This is a genomic window from Caballeronia sp. EK, from assembly GCF_014384845.1.
Taxonomy (GTDB): domain Bacteria; phylum Pseudomonadota; class Gammaproteobacteria; order Burkholderiales; family Burkholderiaceae; genus Caballeronia; species Caballeronia jiangsuensis.
In genome coordinates this window covers 171,825-189,484 of the sequence record NZ_JACSUE010000004.1, presented here as the reverse complement: position 1 = coordinate 189,484, position 17,660 = coordinate 171,825, and the positions used below count along the sequence as shown (strand labels likewise).

The 17,660-nt window shown below is 64.3% G+C and carries 19 protein-coding genes; 6 read left to right on the top strand and 13 right to left on the bottom strand.

Annotation, left to right across the window (positions count from 1 at the left end):
- Positions 1-35: 35 nt before the first annotated feature.
- The 6 genes from IAG25_RS13145 (at position 36) to IAG25_RS13120 (ending at position 7,087) form a co-directional block, all read left to right on the top strand.
- Positions 36-1,487 (top strand): spinster family MFS transporter, encoded by a 1,452-nt coding sequence (locus IAG25_RS13145; RefSeq protein WP_187605245.1) that lies wholly within the window; start codon positions 36-38, stop codon positions 1,485-1,487.
- A gap of 134 nt (positions 1,488-1,621) precedes the next feature.
- Positions 1,622-3,049 (top strand): aldehyde dehydrogenase family protein, encoded by a 1,428-nt coding sequence (locus IAG25_RS13140; protein WP_187605244.1) that lies wholly within the window; start codon positions 1,622-1,624, stop codon positions 3,047-3,049.
- Between the two features lie 13 nt (positions 3,050-3,062).
- A complete protein-coding gene (locus IAG25_RS13135; RefSeq protein WP_187605243.1) occupies positions 3,063-4,679 on the top strand; it encodes a 3-(methylthio)propionyl-CoA ligase in 1,617 nt (538 codons plus the stop codon).
- 97 nt (positions 4,680-4,776) lie between these two features.
- Positions 4,777-5,190, top strand: a complete 414-nt coding sequence (locus IAG25_RS13130) for a GFA family protein (protein WP_187605242.1) — start codon at positions 4,777-4,779, stop codon at positions 5,188-5,190.
- A 49-nt stretch (positions 5,191-5,239) separates the two neighbouring features.
- Positions 5,240-5,905: a 3,4-dihydroxy-2-butanone-4-phosphate synthase gene (gene ribB, locus IAG25_RS13125; RefSeq protein ID WP_222946494.1), complete on the top strand. Its 666-nt coding sequence runs from the start codon at positions 5,240-5,242 to the stop codon at positions 5,903-5,905.
- A 57-nt stretch (positions 5,906-5,962) separates the two neighbouring features.
- A complete protein-coding gene (locus IAG25_RS13120) occupies positions 5,963-7,087 on the top strand; it encodes a porin (protein ID WP_187605241.1) in 1,125 nt (374 codons plus the stop codon).
- Between the two features lie 72 nt (positions 7,088-7,159).
- Here IAG25_RS13120 and IAG25_RS13115 read toward each other — a convergent pair whose 3' ends face one another.
- The 13 genes from IAG25_RS13115 to IAG25_RS13055 are packed head-to-tail and all read right to left on the bottom strand — an operon-like array spanning position 7,160 to position 17,647.
- Positions 7,160-8,182: a tetratricopeptide repeat protein gene (locus IAG25_RS13115; RefSeq protein WP_187605240.1), complete on the bottom strand. Its 1,023-nt coding sequence runs from the start codon at positions 8,180-8,182 to the stop codon at positions 7,160-7,162.
- Entirely contained in the window at positions 8,179-8,571 is a 393-nt protein-coding gene (locus IAG25_RS13110; RefSeq protein WP_187605239.1) for a cytochrome c-type biogenesis protein, read from the bottom strand. Before IAG25_RS13110 ends, IAG25_RS13115 begins: the two co-directional genes overlap by 4 nt.
- Complete coding sequence (locus IAG25_RS13105; protein WP_187605238.1) at positions 8,564-9,103, bottom strand: DsbE family thiol:disulfide interchange protein; 540 nt, start codon at positions 9,101-9,103, stop codon at positions 8,564-8,566. Before IAG25_RS13105 ends, IAG25_RS13110 begins: the two co-directional genes overlap by 8 nt.
- Positions 9,100-11,070, bottom strand: a complete 1,971-nt coding sequence (locus IAG25_RS13100; protein WP_187605237.1) for a heme lyase CcmF/NrfE family subunit — start codon at positions 11,068-11,070, stop codon at positions 9,100-9,102. The genes IAG25_RS13105 and IAG25_RS13100 overlap by 4 nt, the downstream gene beginning before the upstream one ends.
- The gene (gene ccmE / locus IAG25_RS13095; RefSeq protein ID WP_187605236.1) at positions 11,067-11,522 is read right to left on the bottom strand and encodes a cytochrome c maturation protein CcmE; all 456 of its coding nucleotides are present in this window, start codon (positions 11,520-11,522) and stop codon (positions 11,067-11,069) included. The genes IAG25_RS13100 and ccmE overlap by 4 nt, the downstream gene beginning before the upstream one ends.
- Positions 11,519-11,659: a hypothetical protein gene (locus IAG25_RS13090; protein WP_187605235.1), complete on the bottom strand. Its 141-nt coding sequence runs from the start codon at positions 11,657-11,659 to the stop codon at positions 11,519-11,521. The genes ccmE and IAG25_RS13090 overlap by 4 nt, the downstream gene beginning before the upstream one ends.
- Positions 11,656-12,399 carry a heme ABC transporter permease CcmC gene (gene ccmC / locus IAG25_RS13085; protein ID WP_187605234.1) on the bottom strand — a complete coding sequence of 248 codons (744 nt, stop codon included), beginning with the start codon at positions 12,397-12,399 and terminating at the stop codon, positions 11,656-11,658. The genes IAG25_RS13090 and ccmC overlap by 4 nt, the downstream gene beginning before the upstream one ends.
- Positions 12,400-12,403: 4 nt before the next feature.
- Positions 12,404-13,072 carry a heme exporter protein CcmB gene (ccmB, locus tag IAG25_RS13080; RefSeq protein WP_187605233.1) on the bottom strand — a complete coding sequence of 223 codons (669 nt, stop codon included), beginning with the start codon at positions 13,070-13,072 and terminating at the stop codon, positions 12,404-12,406.
- Positions 13,069-13,692 carry a heme ABC exporter ATP-binding protein CcmA gene (ccmA, locus tag IAG25_RS13075; protein ID WP_187605232.1) on the bottom strand — a complete coding sequence of 208 codons (624 nt, stop codon included), beginning with the start codon at positions 13,690-13,692 and terminating at the stop codon, positions 13,069-13,071. The genes ccmB and ccmA overlap by 4 nt, the downstream gene beginning before the upstream one ends.
- Positions 13,693-13,732: 40 nt before the next feature.
- Positions 13,733-14,338: a NapC/NirT family cytochrome c gene (locus IAG25_RS13070; RefSeq protein WP_187605231.1), complete on the bottom strand. Its 606-nt coding sequence runs from the start codon at positions 14,336-14,338 to the stop codon at positions 13,733-13,735.
- A gap of 9 nt (positions 14,339-14,347) precedes the next feature.
- On the bottom strand, positions 14,348-14,833 hold the full coding sequence (locus IAG25_RS13065) for a nitrate reductase cytochrome c-type subunit (protein ID WP_187605230.1): 486 nt from the start codon (positions 14,831-14,833) through the stop codon (positions 14,348-14,350).
- A gap of 11 nt (positions 14,834-14,844) precedes the next feature.
- Positions 14,845-17,328, bottom strand: coding sequence for a periplasmic nitrate reductase subunit alpha (napA, locus tag IAG25_RS13060; RefSeq protein ID WP_187605229.1), 2,484 nt, complete (start codon positions 17,326-17,328; stop codon positions 14,845-14,847).
- Complete coding sequence (locus IAG25_RS13055; protein WP_187605228.1) at positions 17,300-17,647, bottom strand: chaperone NapD; 348 nt, start codon at positions 17,645-17,647, stop codon at positions 17,300-17,302. The genes napA and IAG25_RS13055 overlap by 29 nt, the downstream gene beginning before the upstream one ends.
- Positions 17,648-17,660: the final 13 nt, after the last annotated feature.

Sequence of the window (17,660 nt, the reverse complement as noted above, 5' to 3'; positions counted from 1 at the left end):
ACAAAATCAGGCGATCCAGTGAAGGGGAGACAAGCATGAGAGCAGAGACAATTGAACCGGGCCAGGACAAGTATGCTGGTTGCCGGGAAGTTTCAAGTACTAGTGCGGGCCGTTCCTGGTATGCGGTCAGCGTCTTGCTGGTCGCCTACATTTTTTCCATCATGGATCGGCAGATCCTCACGCTGCTGGTAGGCCCGATTCAGCAGACATTGCATGTCAATGACACGCTGATAGGCACGCTGCACGGCTTCACGTTCGCAGTGTTTTATGCACTGATGGGACTGCCGATTGCCCGCATCATCGATCGCGGCGACCGGCGTTTGATCATTGCGATCGGCATCGCCCTGTGGAGTCTCGCGACCGCCGCCGGCGGCATCGCGACCGAGTACTGGCATCTGCTGCTCGCCCGCGTCGGTGTAGCGGTCGGCGAAGCTGTCCTGATTCCGGGCGCCATATCCCTCATCGCCGATCTGTTCCCGGCCGGCCGGCGTGGTCGTCCCATGAGCCTGTTCGGTGCGAGCGGATCGTTCGGCTCCGGCGCCGGGCTGATCGTCGGCGGGTTGATTCTCGGCGTGTTCACCGCTGCGCCTCCTGTGCTGCCCTGGCTAGGTGCGCTCCATCCGTGGCAGGCTACCCTCATGGTCCTGGGTCTGCCCGGTCTGATCGTTGCCCTGATGATGCTGGCTGTGCCCGAACCCAGAAATGCACGCCGCGATTCCGGAATTCGCTCTTCCGCCGATGACACGAATGCGCAACTGCGCGAGGCCGTACCAGTCGCCCTGGTCAAGCGCTACATTGCCGGGAACTTGAGGACGCTGGTGTCGCTCATGATCGGCGCAGGCTTTTTTTATGCCTGTGTGTACGGTTGGGCCGCCTGGGTGCCGACGTACTTCGTGCGTGAATTTGGCTGGAAGTACCCGCAAATCGGCGCGGTGCTGGGCGTGCTCCTGGCTGTGATCGGTCCGCTAAGCGCCATGTTCGGTGGCTGGCTCGGCGGCTTCTGGACGCGTCGCGGCGTGCCTCACGGCTACCTTCGCGTTGCCCTGACGGGCAGTCTCGGCATTGCTGTGTCGGCTGCCGGCATGGTGAGCATGCCAAGCGCAAATCTGGCGCTCGTCTTCATGGCATTGACGACATGCTTCACGGGCTTCATGTTTGCCGCCGGGCCGCTGGCAGTTCAGGAAGTTGCCCCAAGCCCCATGCGCGGCCAGTTCGCAGCGCTTTATACGGGCTTCGTGAACTTGCTGGGCGCGGGCTGCGGCCCGGTCGCCATAGGTATGCTGACTGATCACTTGTTCCGCGATCCGGGCGCGGTCGGGCGTTCGATCGGAATCCTCTGCTTCTCATGCGGCATGATCGCTGCGCTCATCTTCCGATTCGGCTTCGCGTCGTATCGCAACACGCTGAAGAACGCGGCCGACTGGCAGCCCGAGTCCGTTGCCTCCATCGGGCAAGCGGCCTCGAAAGCCGGCGCGCCGGGCCGTTGAAGCTACGCGGTCGGTAGCGAAACAAACAACACTGTCTATGTCACGAAGCATGCGCACGGCGAAAGCCGGGCGGGGCTTCGTGCGCTCTAAAAAATCGATATCTCGATAACCAGGTTAATTGAGGAGTAGGAACCGTGAAAATTTTCGATCGGGTTTATATCAACGGCAAATGGATCGACCCGCACGGTAGCGAATATGCCGATGTGACCAATGCCTCCACGGAAGACGTCATCGGACGCGTGCGCCTCGGCGACGAAACCGATGCCCACCACGCCGTGTGCGCCGCGCGCGCCGCGTTCGACCATTGGTCGCAAACCACGCCGGGGCAGCGTGCCGAATGGATCGCCAAAATCGCGCAGGGCCTCGAAGCCCGCGCCGCGGAAGTGGCGCAACTCGTCAGCGACGAAGTCGGCACGCCGATCGGCTGGTCGCAGTTTGCGCAGACCGGCGCGGCGATCGGACATTTCGCGGTGGCCGCGCAATTGCTCGGCGGCTTCGAGTTTGCCGAAACCGTGGGCAACTCCGAAGTGCTGCGCGAGCCCATCGGTGTGGTGGCCTGCATCACGCCGTGGAATTACCCGCTCACCCTGATCGCGGCCAAGGTCGCGCCGGCGCTGGCCGCGGGCTGCACCGTCGTGCTCAAGCCGTCGGAAGTGGCGCCGCTCACGGCCTATCTTCTCGCCGAGGTGATCCACGAGGCAGGCTTGCCGGCGGGCGTATTCAACATGGTGCCGGGTTTCGGTCCGGTCGTCGGTGAGGCGTTGGTATCGCATCCCGAGGTCGACATGGTGTCGTTCACGGGTTCGACGGGCGCGGGCCGTCGGGTCACCGAACTCGCGGCGCAGACCGTCAAACGGGTTGCGCTCGAACTGGGAGGCAAGTCCGCCGCGATCATCCTCGACGATGCCGATTTCGCCACTGCGGTTCCCGGCGCGATCAACGCGTGCTTTCTCAACAACGGCCAGACCTGCTTCGCTCATACACGCATGCTGGTGCCGAAAGCGCGCATGGAAGAGGTTAAGAAGATCGCCGCTCAAGTGGTCGGCGGCATGAAAGTAGGCAGTCCTCTGAACGAACAGACCCAGATCGGCCCGGTCATCTCGGCGCTGCAGCGGCAGCGCGTGCGGGACTATATCCGCAAGGGCCTGGAAGAGGGCGCCGAGCTCGTGAGCGGCGGCCCGGACGCACCCGCAGGGCTGGAGCGAGGCTTCTTCGTCAAGCCGACGGTGTTCGCGAATGTCACGTCGAAGATGACGATTGCCCGTGAAGAAATCTTCGGCCCGGTGCTGAGCATCCTTGCGTATGAAGACGAGGACGATGCCGTGCGCATCGCCAACGATTCGGTCTACGGGTTGAGCGGCGCGGTGTGGTCGGCCGGTGTCGAGCGCGCGAAGCGCGTGGCGCGACGCCTTCGCACGGGTCAGGTGGATATCAACGGTGCGCCGTTCAACCTGCTTGCGCCGTTCGGCGGTTACAAGCAGTCGGGCAATGGCCGCGAGTTCGGCAAGTACGGCCTCGAGGAATACCTCGAATACAAAGCCGTGCAGTTACCGGTTCAGTGAAATGGATGAGCTCATGTTTGGATCGATGATGGACCGACCGCTGCTGGTTTCGTCCCTGCTCGAGCACGCCGAGCGCCAGTTCGGGGATAGCGAAATCGTATCGCGCGAAACGAGCGGCGCGTTGCACAGGTACACGTTTCGCGATGCCGCCAAACGCGCGCGACAACTGGCTCGCGCGCTCGCGCAGCTAGGGGTGAAGAATGGAAGCCGTGTCGCATCGCTGGCATGGAACGACCATCGGCACCTGGAAGCGTACTTCGGCGTGTCGGGCAGCGGTGCGGTGCTGCACACCTGCAATCCGCGCCTGCATCCGGAGCAGCTCGTCTATATCGTCAATCACGCGGAAGATGAAGTGCTGCTCTTCGACAGCGCCTTCCTGCCGCTGGTGGAGGCGATTGCGGCGCATTGCCCGACGATCCGCCATTACGTGTTGTTGGCGGGTCCGCAGGAGATGCCGAAAGACGATCGTTTTCCGAATCTCGTTTGCTACGAGGACCTGCTGGCGTCATGTGAAGATGACTTCGTCTGGCCCGAACTCGACGAGCGCATGGCGAGTTCGCTTTGCTATACGTCGGGCACGACGGGCAATCCGAAGGGCGTGCTCTACTCGCACCGCTCGACGATACTCCACACGTTCGCGGTCAGCTTGCCCGACACGCTTTCGCTCTCCGCGCATGACTGTCTCCTGCCCGTGGTGCCGATGTTTCACGTCAACGCATGGGGCATTCCCTACGCGGCCGCGATGAACGGTTGCAAGCTGGTGCTGCCGGGTCCGAAGCTCGACGGCGCGAGCCTGTATGAGCTGATCGAGGGCGAAGGGGTGACGTGTAGCGCCGGCGTGCCGACCATCTGGCTCGGCCTTACGCAACACATGGAGCAGCACGATCTCTCGCTCTCGACGATGAAGCGCACCGTGGTCGGCGGCTCGGCGATGCCGGAAGCACTGATTCGCACATGGACACAAAAGTTCGGTGTCGAGGTGCGGCACGCGTGGGGCATGACGGAAACGAGCCCCCTCGGCACGCAGGGAAGCCTGCTGCCCAAGCATGCGAACCTGACTATCGAGCAGCAATGCGCGCAGCGCGCGAAGCAGGGGCGTGCGGTGTTCGGCGTCGAAATGCGGATCGTCGATGCAAGCGGCAACGAGCAACCGCGCGACGGCAAGGCCGCCGGCGAACTGGAGGTTCGCGGACCGTGGATTGCCGCGGCGTATTTCAAGGGCGAGAAGCCTGCGTTGCGTGACGGCTGGTTTCCGACCGGCGACATCGCCACCATCGATGCCGACGGCTACATGCAGATCACCGATCGTGTGAAAGACGTCATCAAATCCGGCGGCGAGTGGATCAGTTCGATCGACCTGGAGAACGCGGCCGTCGGACATCCGGCGGTGTTGATGGCGGCGGTGATCGGCGTCAAGCATCCGAAGTGGGATGAGCGGCCAGTGATGTTGGTCGTGACGAAGCCTGGGCAGACCGTGAACAAGGCGGAGATTCTCGCCTATCTCGAGGACAAGGTCGCGAAGTGGTGGCTACCGGACGAAGTGATTTTCCTCGACGCACTGCCGCTTGGCGCGACGGGCAAGGTGCAAAAAATGACCTTGCGTGAGCAATACGCGAACGTACTGGCGTGATCGGCTTAATTGGGTTGCCTGCACGTTTTCGTGCGATCAGGCGGCTTCTACAACGGGCTGACGGACCATTGGCCGTCAGCTTCCATCAGGAAAAAACATGAACGGGATCAAGGGCGGCTGCCTGTGCGGCAGCGTTCGCTATGAAACGGCGCGGGCGCCTCTGATGAGCGCGGTATGCCATTGCATCCATTGCCAGAAGCAGTCCGGGAGTGCGTTCTCGACCAATGTGGTCGTGCCTTCTGCGGGCTTCGAGATTGCGTCATCGACCCTCGGCACGTTCAATGATGTCGGCGAAAGCGGCGCAGGCGTCAAACGCCACTTCTGCCGGAAATGCGGTTCGCCGGTGTACACCGAGCTGGACGCCAATCCGGATGTCGTCGCGATCAAGGCGGGCACGCTCGATGACCCTTCGTGGGTGCAGCCGCAAGTGCATATGTGGCGTTGTTCGGCGAAATCCTGGGGACAGGTTTCGGAAGGCGCCGTTTGCTTCGATCGCAATCCCCCGGCCTGAATCCACAGCGCCGCGTAGACGCCAATCAAATTAATCAGGGATGCAAGAGATGGAAATTGAAGAACTAATATCGATCGATCGAATCGAGGATGCGCTGTCCGCCATCCGGCGTGGCTCGCTCGTCGTGGTGGTCGACGATGAAGATCGCGAAAACGAGGGCGATCTCATCATGGCCGCGGAGCTCGCGACGCCGGAGGCGATCGCCTTCATGGTGCGCTGGACCAGCGGCGTGCTGTGCGTGGCGCTGCCAGGCGAGCGGCTCGATGCGCTGCAAATTCCGATGATGGTCGCGCGCGGCAACGATTCGATGCAAACCGCGTTCACGGTGACGGTCGATTACCGGCACGGCACGACGACCGGCATTTCGGCGGCCGACCGTGCAACGACCATTCGCGCGCTGGTCGACCCGCAGGCCCGCGCCAGCGATTTTAACCGGCCCGGCCACCTGTTCCCGTTGCGTTCGGTGCCGGGCGGCGTGCTGCGTCGCCCGGGGCACACCGAGGCGACGGTGGACTTGTGCCGTCTGGCAGGTCTGCGCGAAGGCGGCGTGCTCGCGGAAATCGTCAACGATGACGGCAGCATGGCACGTTTGCCGCAACTGATTCGATTCGCACGCCTGCATGGTTTGCCGATCGTTTCGATTCGCGACCTGATCGATTACCGCGAGCGTTCGTATGCGGTGGCGATGAGCGAATGCGAAGCCGTGGCCTCCTGATAGCGCGGCATGCCGTTAATGAAGTTTGATTCAAATACAAAGAGATAGGGAGACGAGATGAAATTGAAATGGGTGGCAGCCGTCGCAGGCGCTGCAATCGGCAGCGCGGCACAGGCACAATCATCGGTGACGCTGTATGGCGTGCTCGATGCGGGGCTGATGTATCAAAGCACATCGGCGGCATCGTTCAATCCGGCATCGAAGAATCTGGGCAAGCTGTATCGCTTCAAGGACGCCGGCATTTACTCGAGCAATTTCGGCCTGACCGGCACCGAAGATCTCGGTGGCGGCTATCGCGCGAATTTCAAGCTGCAGGGGACCTTCGATACGGGCACCGGCAAGGCCGGCATTACCGATACCCCGGGCGTCACGGGACTATTCAACCAGATCGCGAGCGTCGGCATATCGGGGCCGTTTGGTTCGTTCAATGCCGGACGCCAGATCGCGCCGCTCGCCTTCGCGATGAGCGAGACCGACGTCCGCGGCGGCCGGTGGTTCGGAAGCATCCTCACGTCGTGGCTCGGCATGAATCAGGCGGCGGGCTGGACCGGCACGAGCACCAACGGACCGATCGGCGCACTCTACGACAGCAACGCACTCATCTACGAGACGCCGAGCTTCGGCGGCGTGAAGGCTTCGTTCGAATACGCTCCTGGCGGCGTCGCGGGGAGCTTTCAGGGCAACACGCGCGAGTCTGCCGTGCTGAAGTACTCGAACTATGGCGTGCGACTCGCGGCTGCCTATTACAACGGCCACGACACCAACCCTGGCCCGAACGCGGTGCCGACCGGTCTAGCCAACAATCGGCTCTTCTATCTCGGTGCGTTCTACACGCTGCATGACTTTTCGGTATCGGCGTCGTACACCAACGGCAAGAACCCGGCACGCTCGAATCAGGTGAGCATCGACATGTACACCTTCGGCCTCGGCTACCTGTTCACGCCCGCGTTCAGGGTGACGAGCGGCGTCTACTACCTCAGGGACCGCAACAACTCGGCGAACAAATCCATCGAAGTCGCGGCGGGCGGCGAGTACAGCCTGTCGAAAGCCACGATGGTGTATGGAGAAGTCGGGCACGTGAACAACCGGGGAACGATGACCCAGACGATCGCTTACGGTCAGCCGGTCGCGCCTGGCATGGCGACAACGGCTGTCATGGTTGGTTTGCGTCAGAAGTTCTAGGCACGCAGTACGGTCTCGGGAATGATGATGTGGGTCGACGTGACCCACGAGCCCCGCTTCAAAAATGCCCGCTCACCGCACCACATCATCGATCCTCACCTCGACAACCTTCGCCCCCTCCAACGACACAACCCCGCTCGACCCCGTCATGTCGCCCGACGCCGGCCGCGCCTGTCCCGACGCCGACACCCGTGCATCGATACTGATGCGCGAGAAATCGGACAGCCGACGCCCTGGCGTCATCGACATTGAATCGTCGAGACGCACGGTCGCGGGCAACTGACTCACGCTCAGGCGCTGCACCGCGAGCGGCATGCGCGAGCCATCGTCGGCGAGCGCATAGACGAAAACAGTGTCGGTCGGCCTGACGCGCTTTTCGAGTTCTTCGCTCAGACTCACACGCACATTCACCGACGCTCCCTTCGCGGCAAGCGCGCGCGTTTCGTCGATATTCTTTCGTGCCTGCTCCGCAATCTCCGGCGTGAGATCCGGCACATTCATCAATCTCTCCCAGTACCGGATCGCACCCGCGAAATCGCGCCGGTCGAACGCAGCCGACGCCGCCAGCGCCAGCGCTTTCGGCTGATTCGCATCGATGGCGAGCGCGGATTCTATGACCTTCGATGTCGCGCCGTCGAGATTGCCGTCGTTCGCGCTCGCGATGGCGTCGGCGTAATCGGCGCGCAGTTCCGCGTCGCGCGGATTCAGAGCGACCGCGCGGCGGTACGCCTCGGTCGCGTCGCCCGGACGGTCGAGCACCATGTACGAGCGCGCAAGCATCGACCAGCCTTGCGCGTCGTTCGGATCGCGCTGCAATCGCGCGGCCAGAAGACTGACCGCCGCTTCCATCGATGCCGGCGTGTCCGCATGTTCGCGCGTCGGTGCGCTCGCCGCCTCCTGGATCGCGAGCGCCGCAGGATCGCCGATACGCATGTACAGCGTCAACGCCGACGCCGGCACGAGCGCGATCAGCAAGCCCGCGAGCGCCGCGTGCGAAGTCCCGCGCCCCGAAGCCTGCCCGTGCAGCAGCGGCGGCACCACGCACGCGAGCGCGCCCGTCAACATCGCGGCGACGATCAGCCAGAACGCCATCATGGAGACAGACTCCTCTCGCGCCGGGCATCTCGCGCGCGTCGAATATGTCGCGCCATCGCGACCGCGCCCGCCGCAAGCAACGCGAACGGTCCGAACCACAACGCCCATGTGACCGGCTTCACCGGCGGCCGGTAGAGAACGAAATCGCCATAGCGGCGCACCATGTAGGACTCGATCTGTTCGTCGCTCGCGCCGTGCTCCACCTGCTCGCGAATGCGCGCGCGAAGATCGGCGGCGAGGCTTGCGTTCGAATCGGCGAGACTCTGGTTCTGACACACGACGCAGCGAAAATGCTCGGCGAGACGGCGCGCGCGCTCGTCGACCGGCGACTCTTGCGCTTGAGCGCACGCCACGAGCGTGAGGAGCAGCAACGCGATCCGCCTAATCACGAGCGTTCTCCTTCTGCAACGCGCCGACGAGCGGCAGAATCACGCGCTCCAGCGACGCGCGGGTAATCGGCCCGGCCTGCCGGTATCGCACGACGCCCGCCCGGTCGATCACGAACGTTTCCGGCACGCCATACACGCCATAGTCGATGCCCGTGCTGCCGTCGCGATCGACCAGCGTAGCGACATACGGATTGCCGGCCGTGTCCAGCCACTGCAACGCGGGCGCGCGCTCGTCCTTGTAGTTCAGGCCATACACCGGCACGGCGCCGTTCGCCGCGACGTTCATGAGAACGGGATGCTCGTCGCGGCACGCGTCGCACCACGACGCCCACACGTTCAGAATCCACACTTGTCCGCGCAGCGCTTCCGACGACATCTTCTGCCCGGACGCATCGAGGCGCGGCAGATCGAACGCTGGCGCGGGCTTGCCGATCAGCGCCGAAGGCAGCCGGCGCGGATCGTGTCTCAGGCCCGCCGCCAGCACCGCGACCAGGAGACCCAGCACGGCGAGCGGGATCAGGAAGCGTTTCATCGTCCGGTCTCGCCGAGGGCTTGCGGCGTTTCGGCAGGCGTCGCCGGGGCGCGCCGGGACTGCGTCGCACGCTGCCGCATATAGCGCCGGTCAGCGGCCGCGAGCAGGCCGCCGAGCGCCATCAGAATGCAGCCGCCCCAGATCCAGCGCACGAACGGCTTGATCTGGATGCGCACGGTCCACGCGTTGCCGCCCGCCGGCTGATCGAGCGCGACATAGAGATCGCGCAGCACGCCCTGATCGATGGCCGCTTCGGTCGTCGGCGTGTTCGAGACGATGAACTCGCGCTTCTCCGGATGCAGCGTGGCGATGGCGCGGCCATCGCGCGTCACGCCGATGGTCGCGCGCGTCGCGCGGTAGTTCGGGCCGTCGCTCGCGCGGACATCGTCGAGACGGAAGCGATAGCCGCCGACATCGACATGTTCGCCGGGCGCGAGCCGCGCATCGTGTTCGATGGAAAAGCCCTTGACCGTCGTCACGCCGACGATGAACACGCCGACGCCCGCATGCGCAAGCCACATGCCGATGGTCGCGAGCCGCACGCGCCGCGCGCCGCCGGCGAATCGCTGGTACATGCCTGTTGCGATGGTCGCGAAAGTCCACGCGGCCAGCAGGAAGCCGAGGCTCACGAGCGGGCGCGACACGCCCGGCAGAAACGCCGACAAGACGCTCACGAGCGCCGCCCAGCGCAGGCGCACCGCGATCTCCGGCAGGCGCGCCGCCTTCCAGCGCGCGAGCGGCGCGACGCCCATCAGGAACACGGCGGGCGCCATCAGCGGGACGAACACGCTGTCGAAGTACGGCGCGCCGACGGAAATCTTGTCGAGGCCGAGCGCGTCGAGGATCATCGGATAGAGCGTGCCGAGCATCACCGAAGCGGCGGCCGCGAGCATCAGCAGATTGTTCGACAACAACAGCGCTTCGCGCGACACCGGCTCGAATCCCGCTGGCGACGATGCAGCGCGCGGCGCGCGCCAGGCGAAGAGGGCGAGGCCGCCGCCCGAAAAAAGCGCGAGCAGCACGAGGATGAAGACACCGCGCGCGGGATCGGACGCGAACCCGTGCACCGATGTCACGACGCCCGAGCGCACGAGAAATGTGCCGAGCAGCGAAAGCGAGAACGCGCAGATCGCGAGCAGCGCGCTCCACGCGCGGAATGCGCCGCGCTTCGCGGTGGCGGCGAGCGAATGAACCAGCGCGGTGCCGACGAGCCACGGCATGAACGACGCGTTCTCGACCGGGTCCCAGAACCACCATCCGCCCCAGCCGAGTTCGTAGTACGCCCAGCCGCTGCCGAGCATGATGCCGAGCGTGAGAAACATCCATGCGGCGAGCGTCCAGGCACGCGATGCGCGCGCCCACGCGGCATCGAGCCTGCCGTCGAGGAGCGCCGCGATCGCGAACGCGAAAGCCACCGAGAAGCCGACATAGCCCATGTACAGCAACGGCGGATGGAACACCATGCCCGGGTCCTGCAGCAGCGGATTGAGATCGCGGCCGTTCATCGCGGGCGGCATGAGGCGCGTGAACGGATTCGACGTCAGCAGCATGAACAGCAGGAAGCCCGCATCGATCCAGCTCATCACGCCGAGCACGCGCGCGGCGAACGGCCGCGGCAGCCGGCGGCCGAACGCGGCGACGGCGATCATCCAGAGCGTAAGCAGCAGCACCCAGAGCAGCAGCGAGCCTTCGTGGCCGCCCCAAACGGCGGTGAAGCGGTAGATCGCCGGAAGCGCCGAATTGGAATTCTCGACGACGTAGATCACCGAGAAATCGTCGTGCAGAAACGACGCTGCGAGACAGGCGAACGCGATCGCGACGAAGCCGAACTGCCCGCACGCGGCGGGCGCGGCGACGCGCATCCATCGTTCGATACCGAAGCGCACGCCGAGCATCGGCACGATGCCCGCGACGAGCGCGAGCAGCATCGCCAGAATCAGCGCGAAGTGGCCGAGCTCGGGAATCATCGGCGCGCGCCCGGGCTCGTGTCCGCCGCCGCGCGCACTTCGCGCAGCGCGCGTTCCAGTTGCGGCGGCGTGTACTTCTCGTCGTGCTTCGCGAGGACTTCATCGGCGTGAAAGCGGCCATCGGCGCCGAGCGTGCCTTGCGCGACGACGCCGCTGCCTTCGCGGAAGAGATCGGGCAGCGCGCCCGTGTACGTGACCTCCACCGATGCGCGCGCATCCGTGACGATGAAGCGCACAGCACGTCCATCGCGATCGCGCACGAGCGAGCCGCGTTCGACGAGTCCGCCGAGCCGGAAGCGCTGTGTGCGCGCCGCTTCGTGCGAGGCGATCTGGCTCGGGCTCACGAAGAACATGACGTTGGCGCGAAACGCATCGAGCACGAACGCGCACGCGAGCGCGACGCTCGCGACGCCGAGCGCGATGAACGCGAAGCGGCGATGCCGCGCTCTCATCGGCGCAACTCCGGTTCGCGTAGCGCGTGGAAGACGAGCCAGGCTTCCGCGCCCATCAGCAGAAAAGTGATCGCGAGCGCGGCGCAGAGAATCGGATTCGCGGCGAGCATCGCGATGACGGATTCGAACGTGCTCATGCGGCATGCTCCTCGATTCGCGACGGACGTTCATCGCCCGCAGACACGCGATCCGCCGCGCGCATGACGACGCGCACGCGCGCGAGCGATATCGCGATCGCGTACGACCAGAATCCGGCGCTCATTACGGCGATGCCCCATGCCATCGACGCGGTCATCGACACGCCGCTGCCGAAGCCGAGCGACGGCCCCTGATGCAGCGTGTACCACCACTGCACGGAAAAATAGATGATCGGGATATTCACGACGCCGATCAGCGCGAGCACCGAGCACGCGCGATCCGCGCGACGCGCGCCGTCGATCGCGGCATGCAGCGCGAGAAAGCCCACGTACAGGAAGAACAGGATCAGCTCCGACGTGAGACGCGCGTCCCAGACCCACCACGTGCCCCACGTCGGCTTGCCCCACAGCGCGCCGGAAATCAGCGCGATCGCGGTGAAGAGCGCGCCGGTGGGCGCGAGCGCGCGCGCCATCATCGCGGAGAGGCGCGTGTTCATCGCGAGATGCAGCGCACTGTACGCGGCCATCACGAGATAGATGAACATCGACATCCACGCGGCGGGAACGTGCACGAACATGATGCGGTAGATGTCGCGTTGCAGCGCATCGGCGGGCGCGATGGCGAGGCCGATGACGAGCCCCGTCGCGATCAACACAATGGACGCGATGCCGAACCACGGCGTCGCGCGCGCGGCGAAGCGTTCGAAGTTGCGCGGAGACGCATAGCGGAACCAGTTCATGGCGCTATTCCATCGATATGCGCAGCGCCGCGGCGCTCGCCCACGGACATAGCCACAGCGCAAGACAGAGGGCCGCCGCGAGCAGCGAGAAATTCGCGTTGGACCATTCGATGCTCGCCGCCGGATCGGCCACGCCGACGCCGAACACGAGCACCGGCACGTAAAGCGGCAGGATCAACAGAGCGAGCACGACGCTGCCGCCGCGCACGCCGAGCGTGAGCGCCGCGCCCATCGAACCGATCAGCGACAGCAGCGGCGTGCCGATCAGGAGCGAGGCCATCAGCATGAGAATCGTGCGCGCATCGAGCCCGTATTCGAGCGCGACGACCGGCGCGAGCACGACGAGCGCGAGACCCGTCGTGAGCCAGTGCGCGGCGATCTTGCCGAACACGATGCCCGCGAGCGGCTGCGGCGAAAGCAGCATCTGCTCGAGCGCACCGCTCGCGAAATCGTTGCTGAAGAGCTGGCCCGCCGAAAGCAACGCCGCGAACAATGCCGTGACCCACAGCACGCCCGGCGCGATCGCGTGCAGGAGCTTCGGCTCGGGACCGATGCCGAGCGGAAACAGGCTCGACGCCAATACGAAGAACAGCAGTACCGACAGCGTCAGCGTGCGGGAGCGCCAGTTCAGAAGGAGTTCGCGGCGAATCACCTGAAGCGTCAGCCCGATCATGCCGCGCCTCGCGCGAGATGCAGATGCCGTGTGCGCGCGGCATCGACGGGCAACGGGCGATGCGTCGTCGCGACGAGCGTGCCGCCTGCTCGCAGATGATCGTCGATGCATGCGGCGAACCAGAGCGCGCCGCTGTCGTCGATGGCGTCGGTGGGTTCGTCGAGCAGCCAGAGCGGTTTGCCTGACAGCACGAGACGCGCGAGCGCGACGCGCCTTCGCTGCCCTTGCGAGAGACGGTTGAGACGCGTGTGCATGAGCGGCAGCACGGCGGCGCGGTCGAGCACATCGCGCTCGTTCCGGTGCGCCGCGCTCGCGCCGAGCAACGCGGCGAAACGCAGATTCTCCGCGACGGTCAGTTCTCCGTTGAAGCCGTCGGCATGGCCGAGCCAGGCTAGGTCGCGGCGAAAGCGAAGAGGATCGTCGCGCACGTCCATGCCGCGCCACGACACGCTTCCTGCCGCGAGCGGCAGCAGGCCCGCGAGCGCGGCGATCAGCGAGCTCTTGCCGCTCCCGTTCGCGCCGTGGATGACGAGCGCCGCGCCGCTATCGACACGCAAATCCGCGCCGGCCACGATGGTGCGGCTGCCGCGCATCACGTCGAGTTGCCGGGCGCTGAGCATCGATGTTTCCTCTCTCCTCGAAGGCGTGGCCGAGCGTCGCTTACTTCTTCTTTCTGTCCTCGATCTCCTGAGCCTTCACCATGTTCGGCAATTCATGCGCGATGCCCTTGTGGCAATCGATGCACGTCTTTTCGCCCGTCTCCAGGAAGCGCTGATGCGCCTCCTGCGCGCGCGGGCTCTGACGCGTGAAGTCCATGTACTGGAACGAATGGCAATTGCGGCATTCGAGCGAATCGTTGGCCTTGAAGCGCTCCCATTCGTGCTCGGCGAGTTCGAGCCGCTTGTCGAGAAACTTCTCGCGCGTGTTCACCGTGCCGAATACCTTGGCCCACACTTCCTTCGACGCCTGCATCTTGCGCGCGATCTTGTCGGTCCAGTTGTGCGGCACGTGGCAGTCCGAGCACTTGGCGTGCACGCCGGTGCGATTGCTGAAGTGGATCGTGTTCTTGAGTTCCGCATAGGTGTTGTCGCGCATTTCGTGACAGCCGGTGCAGAAGACTTCGGTGTTGGTGAGTTCCATCGCGGTATTGAAGGCGCCCCAGAAGATCACGCCCGCGACGAAGCCGCCCAAAGTCAGAAAACCGAGGCTGTAATACAGGCTCGGCCTTCGGATGGTGATCCAGTAGCGCTTGATCAGTGCCCACATGGCGATCGCTCATCGTTTCTGGTTCTTGGATGCCGGCTGCCGCTTGATGTCTTCGACAGCGACGAACGTATTGCCGACGAGCGGCTTCGTATCCGCCTGCGGAACGTGGCACTGCGTGCAGAAATAGCGGCGTGGCGACAGATGCCCGGACACCATGCCTTCGCGGTCCATGTAATGCGATACGGCAACGGGCACGGCGCCGCTCTCTTCGACACGGCTGCGCGCATGACACGCGAGGCAGCGGTTCGCGTTCTTGTCGAGCTGATAGTTATCGATCTTGTGCGGGATCGTCGGCGGTTGCTGCGCGTAGTTGAGGCCGCGTATCACGTCCTTGTTTTCGGTGGGCGCGAGGAGCGGCGCGCGGGTCTCTTCGCCGATCGGCGTCGTGCCGCGCAGCGAGTCGTGGAACGGCAGATTGGGGACGGTGGGCTGCGCGATCGCGATGGCGGCAAGCGCGAGCAGCGATGCGATGACGAGAGCGATCAGCGTGCGCATGACATGTGCTCCTAGACCCGCACGATCCTGACCGCGCACTTCTTGTAGTCGGTCTGGAACGAGATCGGATCGGTGGCGTCGAGCGTCACCTTGTTGATGAGCTGGCTCGCATCGAACCACGGCACGAACACGAGTCCGCGCGGCGGCTTGTCGCGGCCGCGCGTCTCCACGCGCGTGCGCATCTCGCCGCGCCGTGATATCACGCGCACTTCCACGCCGCGCCGGATGCCGAGCGCCTTCGCGTCATCGGGATGCATGAAGCATACGGCGTTCGGAAACGCGCGATAGAGCTCGGGCACGCGGCGCGTCATCGACCCGGAATGCCAGTGTTCGAGCACGCGGCCGGTCGCGAGCCAGAACGGATATTCCTTGTCCGGCGATTCGGGCGGCGGCTCGTAGGGCAGCGCATAGATCACGGCGCGGCCATCCGGATTGCCATAGAACTGCCAGTCGGCGCCGGCCTTCACGTAGGGATCGGAACCTTCCTTGTAGCGCCAGAGCGTCTCCTTGCCGTTGACGACCGGCCAGCGGATGCCGCGCGCCTGGTGATACATGTCGAACGGCGCGAGATCGTGACCGTGGCCGCGCCCGAAACTCGCATACTCCTCGAACAGACCCTTCTGCACGTAGAAGCCGAACGCCGCGGCTTCGTTGTTGCGATACTTCGCGTCTATTTGCGATGCGGGAAACTTGTCGACCTGGCCGTTCCGATAAAGGATGTCGTAGAGCGTCTTGCCCTTGTATTCCGGCTTCTTCGCGATCAGTTCGGCGGGCCAGACCTCCTCGACCTTGAAGCGCTTCGAGAACTCGACGAGCTGCCAGAGATCCGAACGCGCGCCGGCGGGCGCCTGCACCAGTTGATGCCAGAACTGCGTGCGCCGCTCCGCGTTGCCGTACGCGCCTTCTTTCTCGACCCACATCGCGGACGGCAGGATCAGGTCGGCGGCGACGGCCGTGACCGTCGGATAGACATCCGACACGACGACGAAATTCGATTCCTTGCGATACCCCGGCAATGCCTCGTTGTTGATGTTCGCGGCGGCCTGCATGTTGTTGTTGACCATCACCCAATAGGCGTTGAGCTTGCCGTCGCGCAGCATGCGGTTTTGCAGGACGGCATGAAAGCCCGGCTTGTCGGGAATCGTTCCCTCGGGCAGCTTCCAGATGTGCTCCGCTTCCTCGCGATGCTTCGGGTTGGTCACGACCATGTCGGCGGGTAGCCGATGCGAGAACGTGCCGACTTCGCGCGCCGTGCCGCATGCCGAAGGCTGTCCCGTGAGCGAGAACGGGCTGTTGCCCGGCGTGGAGATCTTGCCCGTCAGCAAGTGCAGGTTGTAGACCATGTTGTTGGCCCACGTGCCGCGCGTGTGCTGATTGAAGCCCATCGTCCAGAAGGACACGACCTTGGTCTTCGGATCGGCGTACAGCTTCGCGAGCTGATCGAGCTTGTTCTTCGGCACGCCCGAGAGCTTCGTCACATAGGCCGCGTCGTAGCGCGAGACGAACTGCGCGAATTCGTCGAAGCTGATCGGCTGTGAGCCGTTCGGATCGCCGGCGTTCTTCGCCGCCTTTTGCAGCGGATTGTCGGGACGCAGCCCATAGCCGATATCCGCGTTTCCCTTCCTGAAATTCGTGTGCTTGTCGACGAACGCCCGGTTCACCTTGCCGTTCTTGATGATGTAGTTCGCGATGTAATTCATGATCGCGAGATCGGACTGCGGCGTGAAGACGATGGTCTCGTCGGCGAGATCGAATGAACGATGCTCGAACGTCGAGAGAACGACGACGCGCACGTTCTGGTTCGACAGCCGCCGCGCCGTCACGCGCGTCCACAGCACCGGATGCATCTCCGCCATGTTAGAGCCCCACAGCACGAAGGCATCGGTTGCCTCGATGTCGTCGTAGCAGCCCATCGGCTCGTCCATGCCGAAGGTGCGCATGAAGCCCGTCACGGCCGAGGCCATGCAGTGCCGCGCGTTCGGGTCGAGATTGTTGCTGCGAAAGCCCGCTTTCATCAGCTTGACGGCCGCGTAGCCTTCCCACACGGTCCATTGCCCCGAGCCGAACATGCCGACGGCGGTCGGGCCTTTTTCCTTCAGCGCCCGCTTGAACTGGTCGGCCATCGTATCGAACGCGACGTCCCACGAGACGGGCTGGAACTCGCCGCTCTTGTCGAACTTGCCGTTCTTCATGCGCATGAGCGGCGTGGTCAGGCGATCCTGGCCGTACATGATCTTCGAGAGGAAGTAGCCCTTCACGCAGTTGAGCCCGCGATTGACTTCGGCTTGCGGGTCCGCCTGCGTCGCGACCACCTGATTGCCCTTCACGCCGACGAGCACGCCGCATCCCGTGCCGCAGAAGCGGCAGGGCGCCTTGGACCACGCGATGTCGTCGCTCTGGGCGACGGCCTCCATGCCGGGCAGCGTGATGCCCGCGGACGCGGCGGCCGTGGTGGCGGCGGTCTGCTTAATGAACGCGCGACGAGTCAGTTTCATCGGGGATTTCCTCGTTCAGCGAATCGGCGTGTTCGTGATGCTGATAAACGAGCGCGATGCTCACGACATCGGGTATCGACTGCGCCGCGTGCAATTGATCGGCAACATGAGATGAGCGGTCCGCTTCGAGCGTGAGCACGATCCTGCCTTCGGCGCTCGATCCGTGAACCTGTGCGCCAGGCAATTCGGCGAGCGCCTGCTTGACGCGTGCCAGGGCTTCTATCCGCGCGTATACAACGACGCCGGCGATGTGATACTCGCAAGACTGGTCAGTCTTATCGTCGAAACGACTACTGCTATCGACGAGCTTGAGCTTCATTTAATTGAAATAA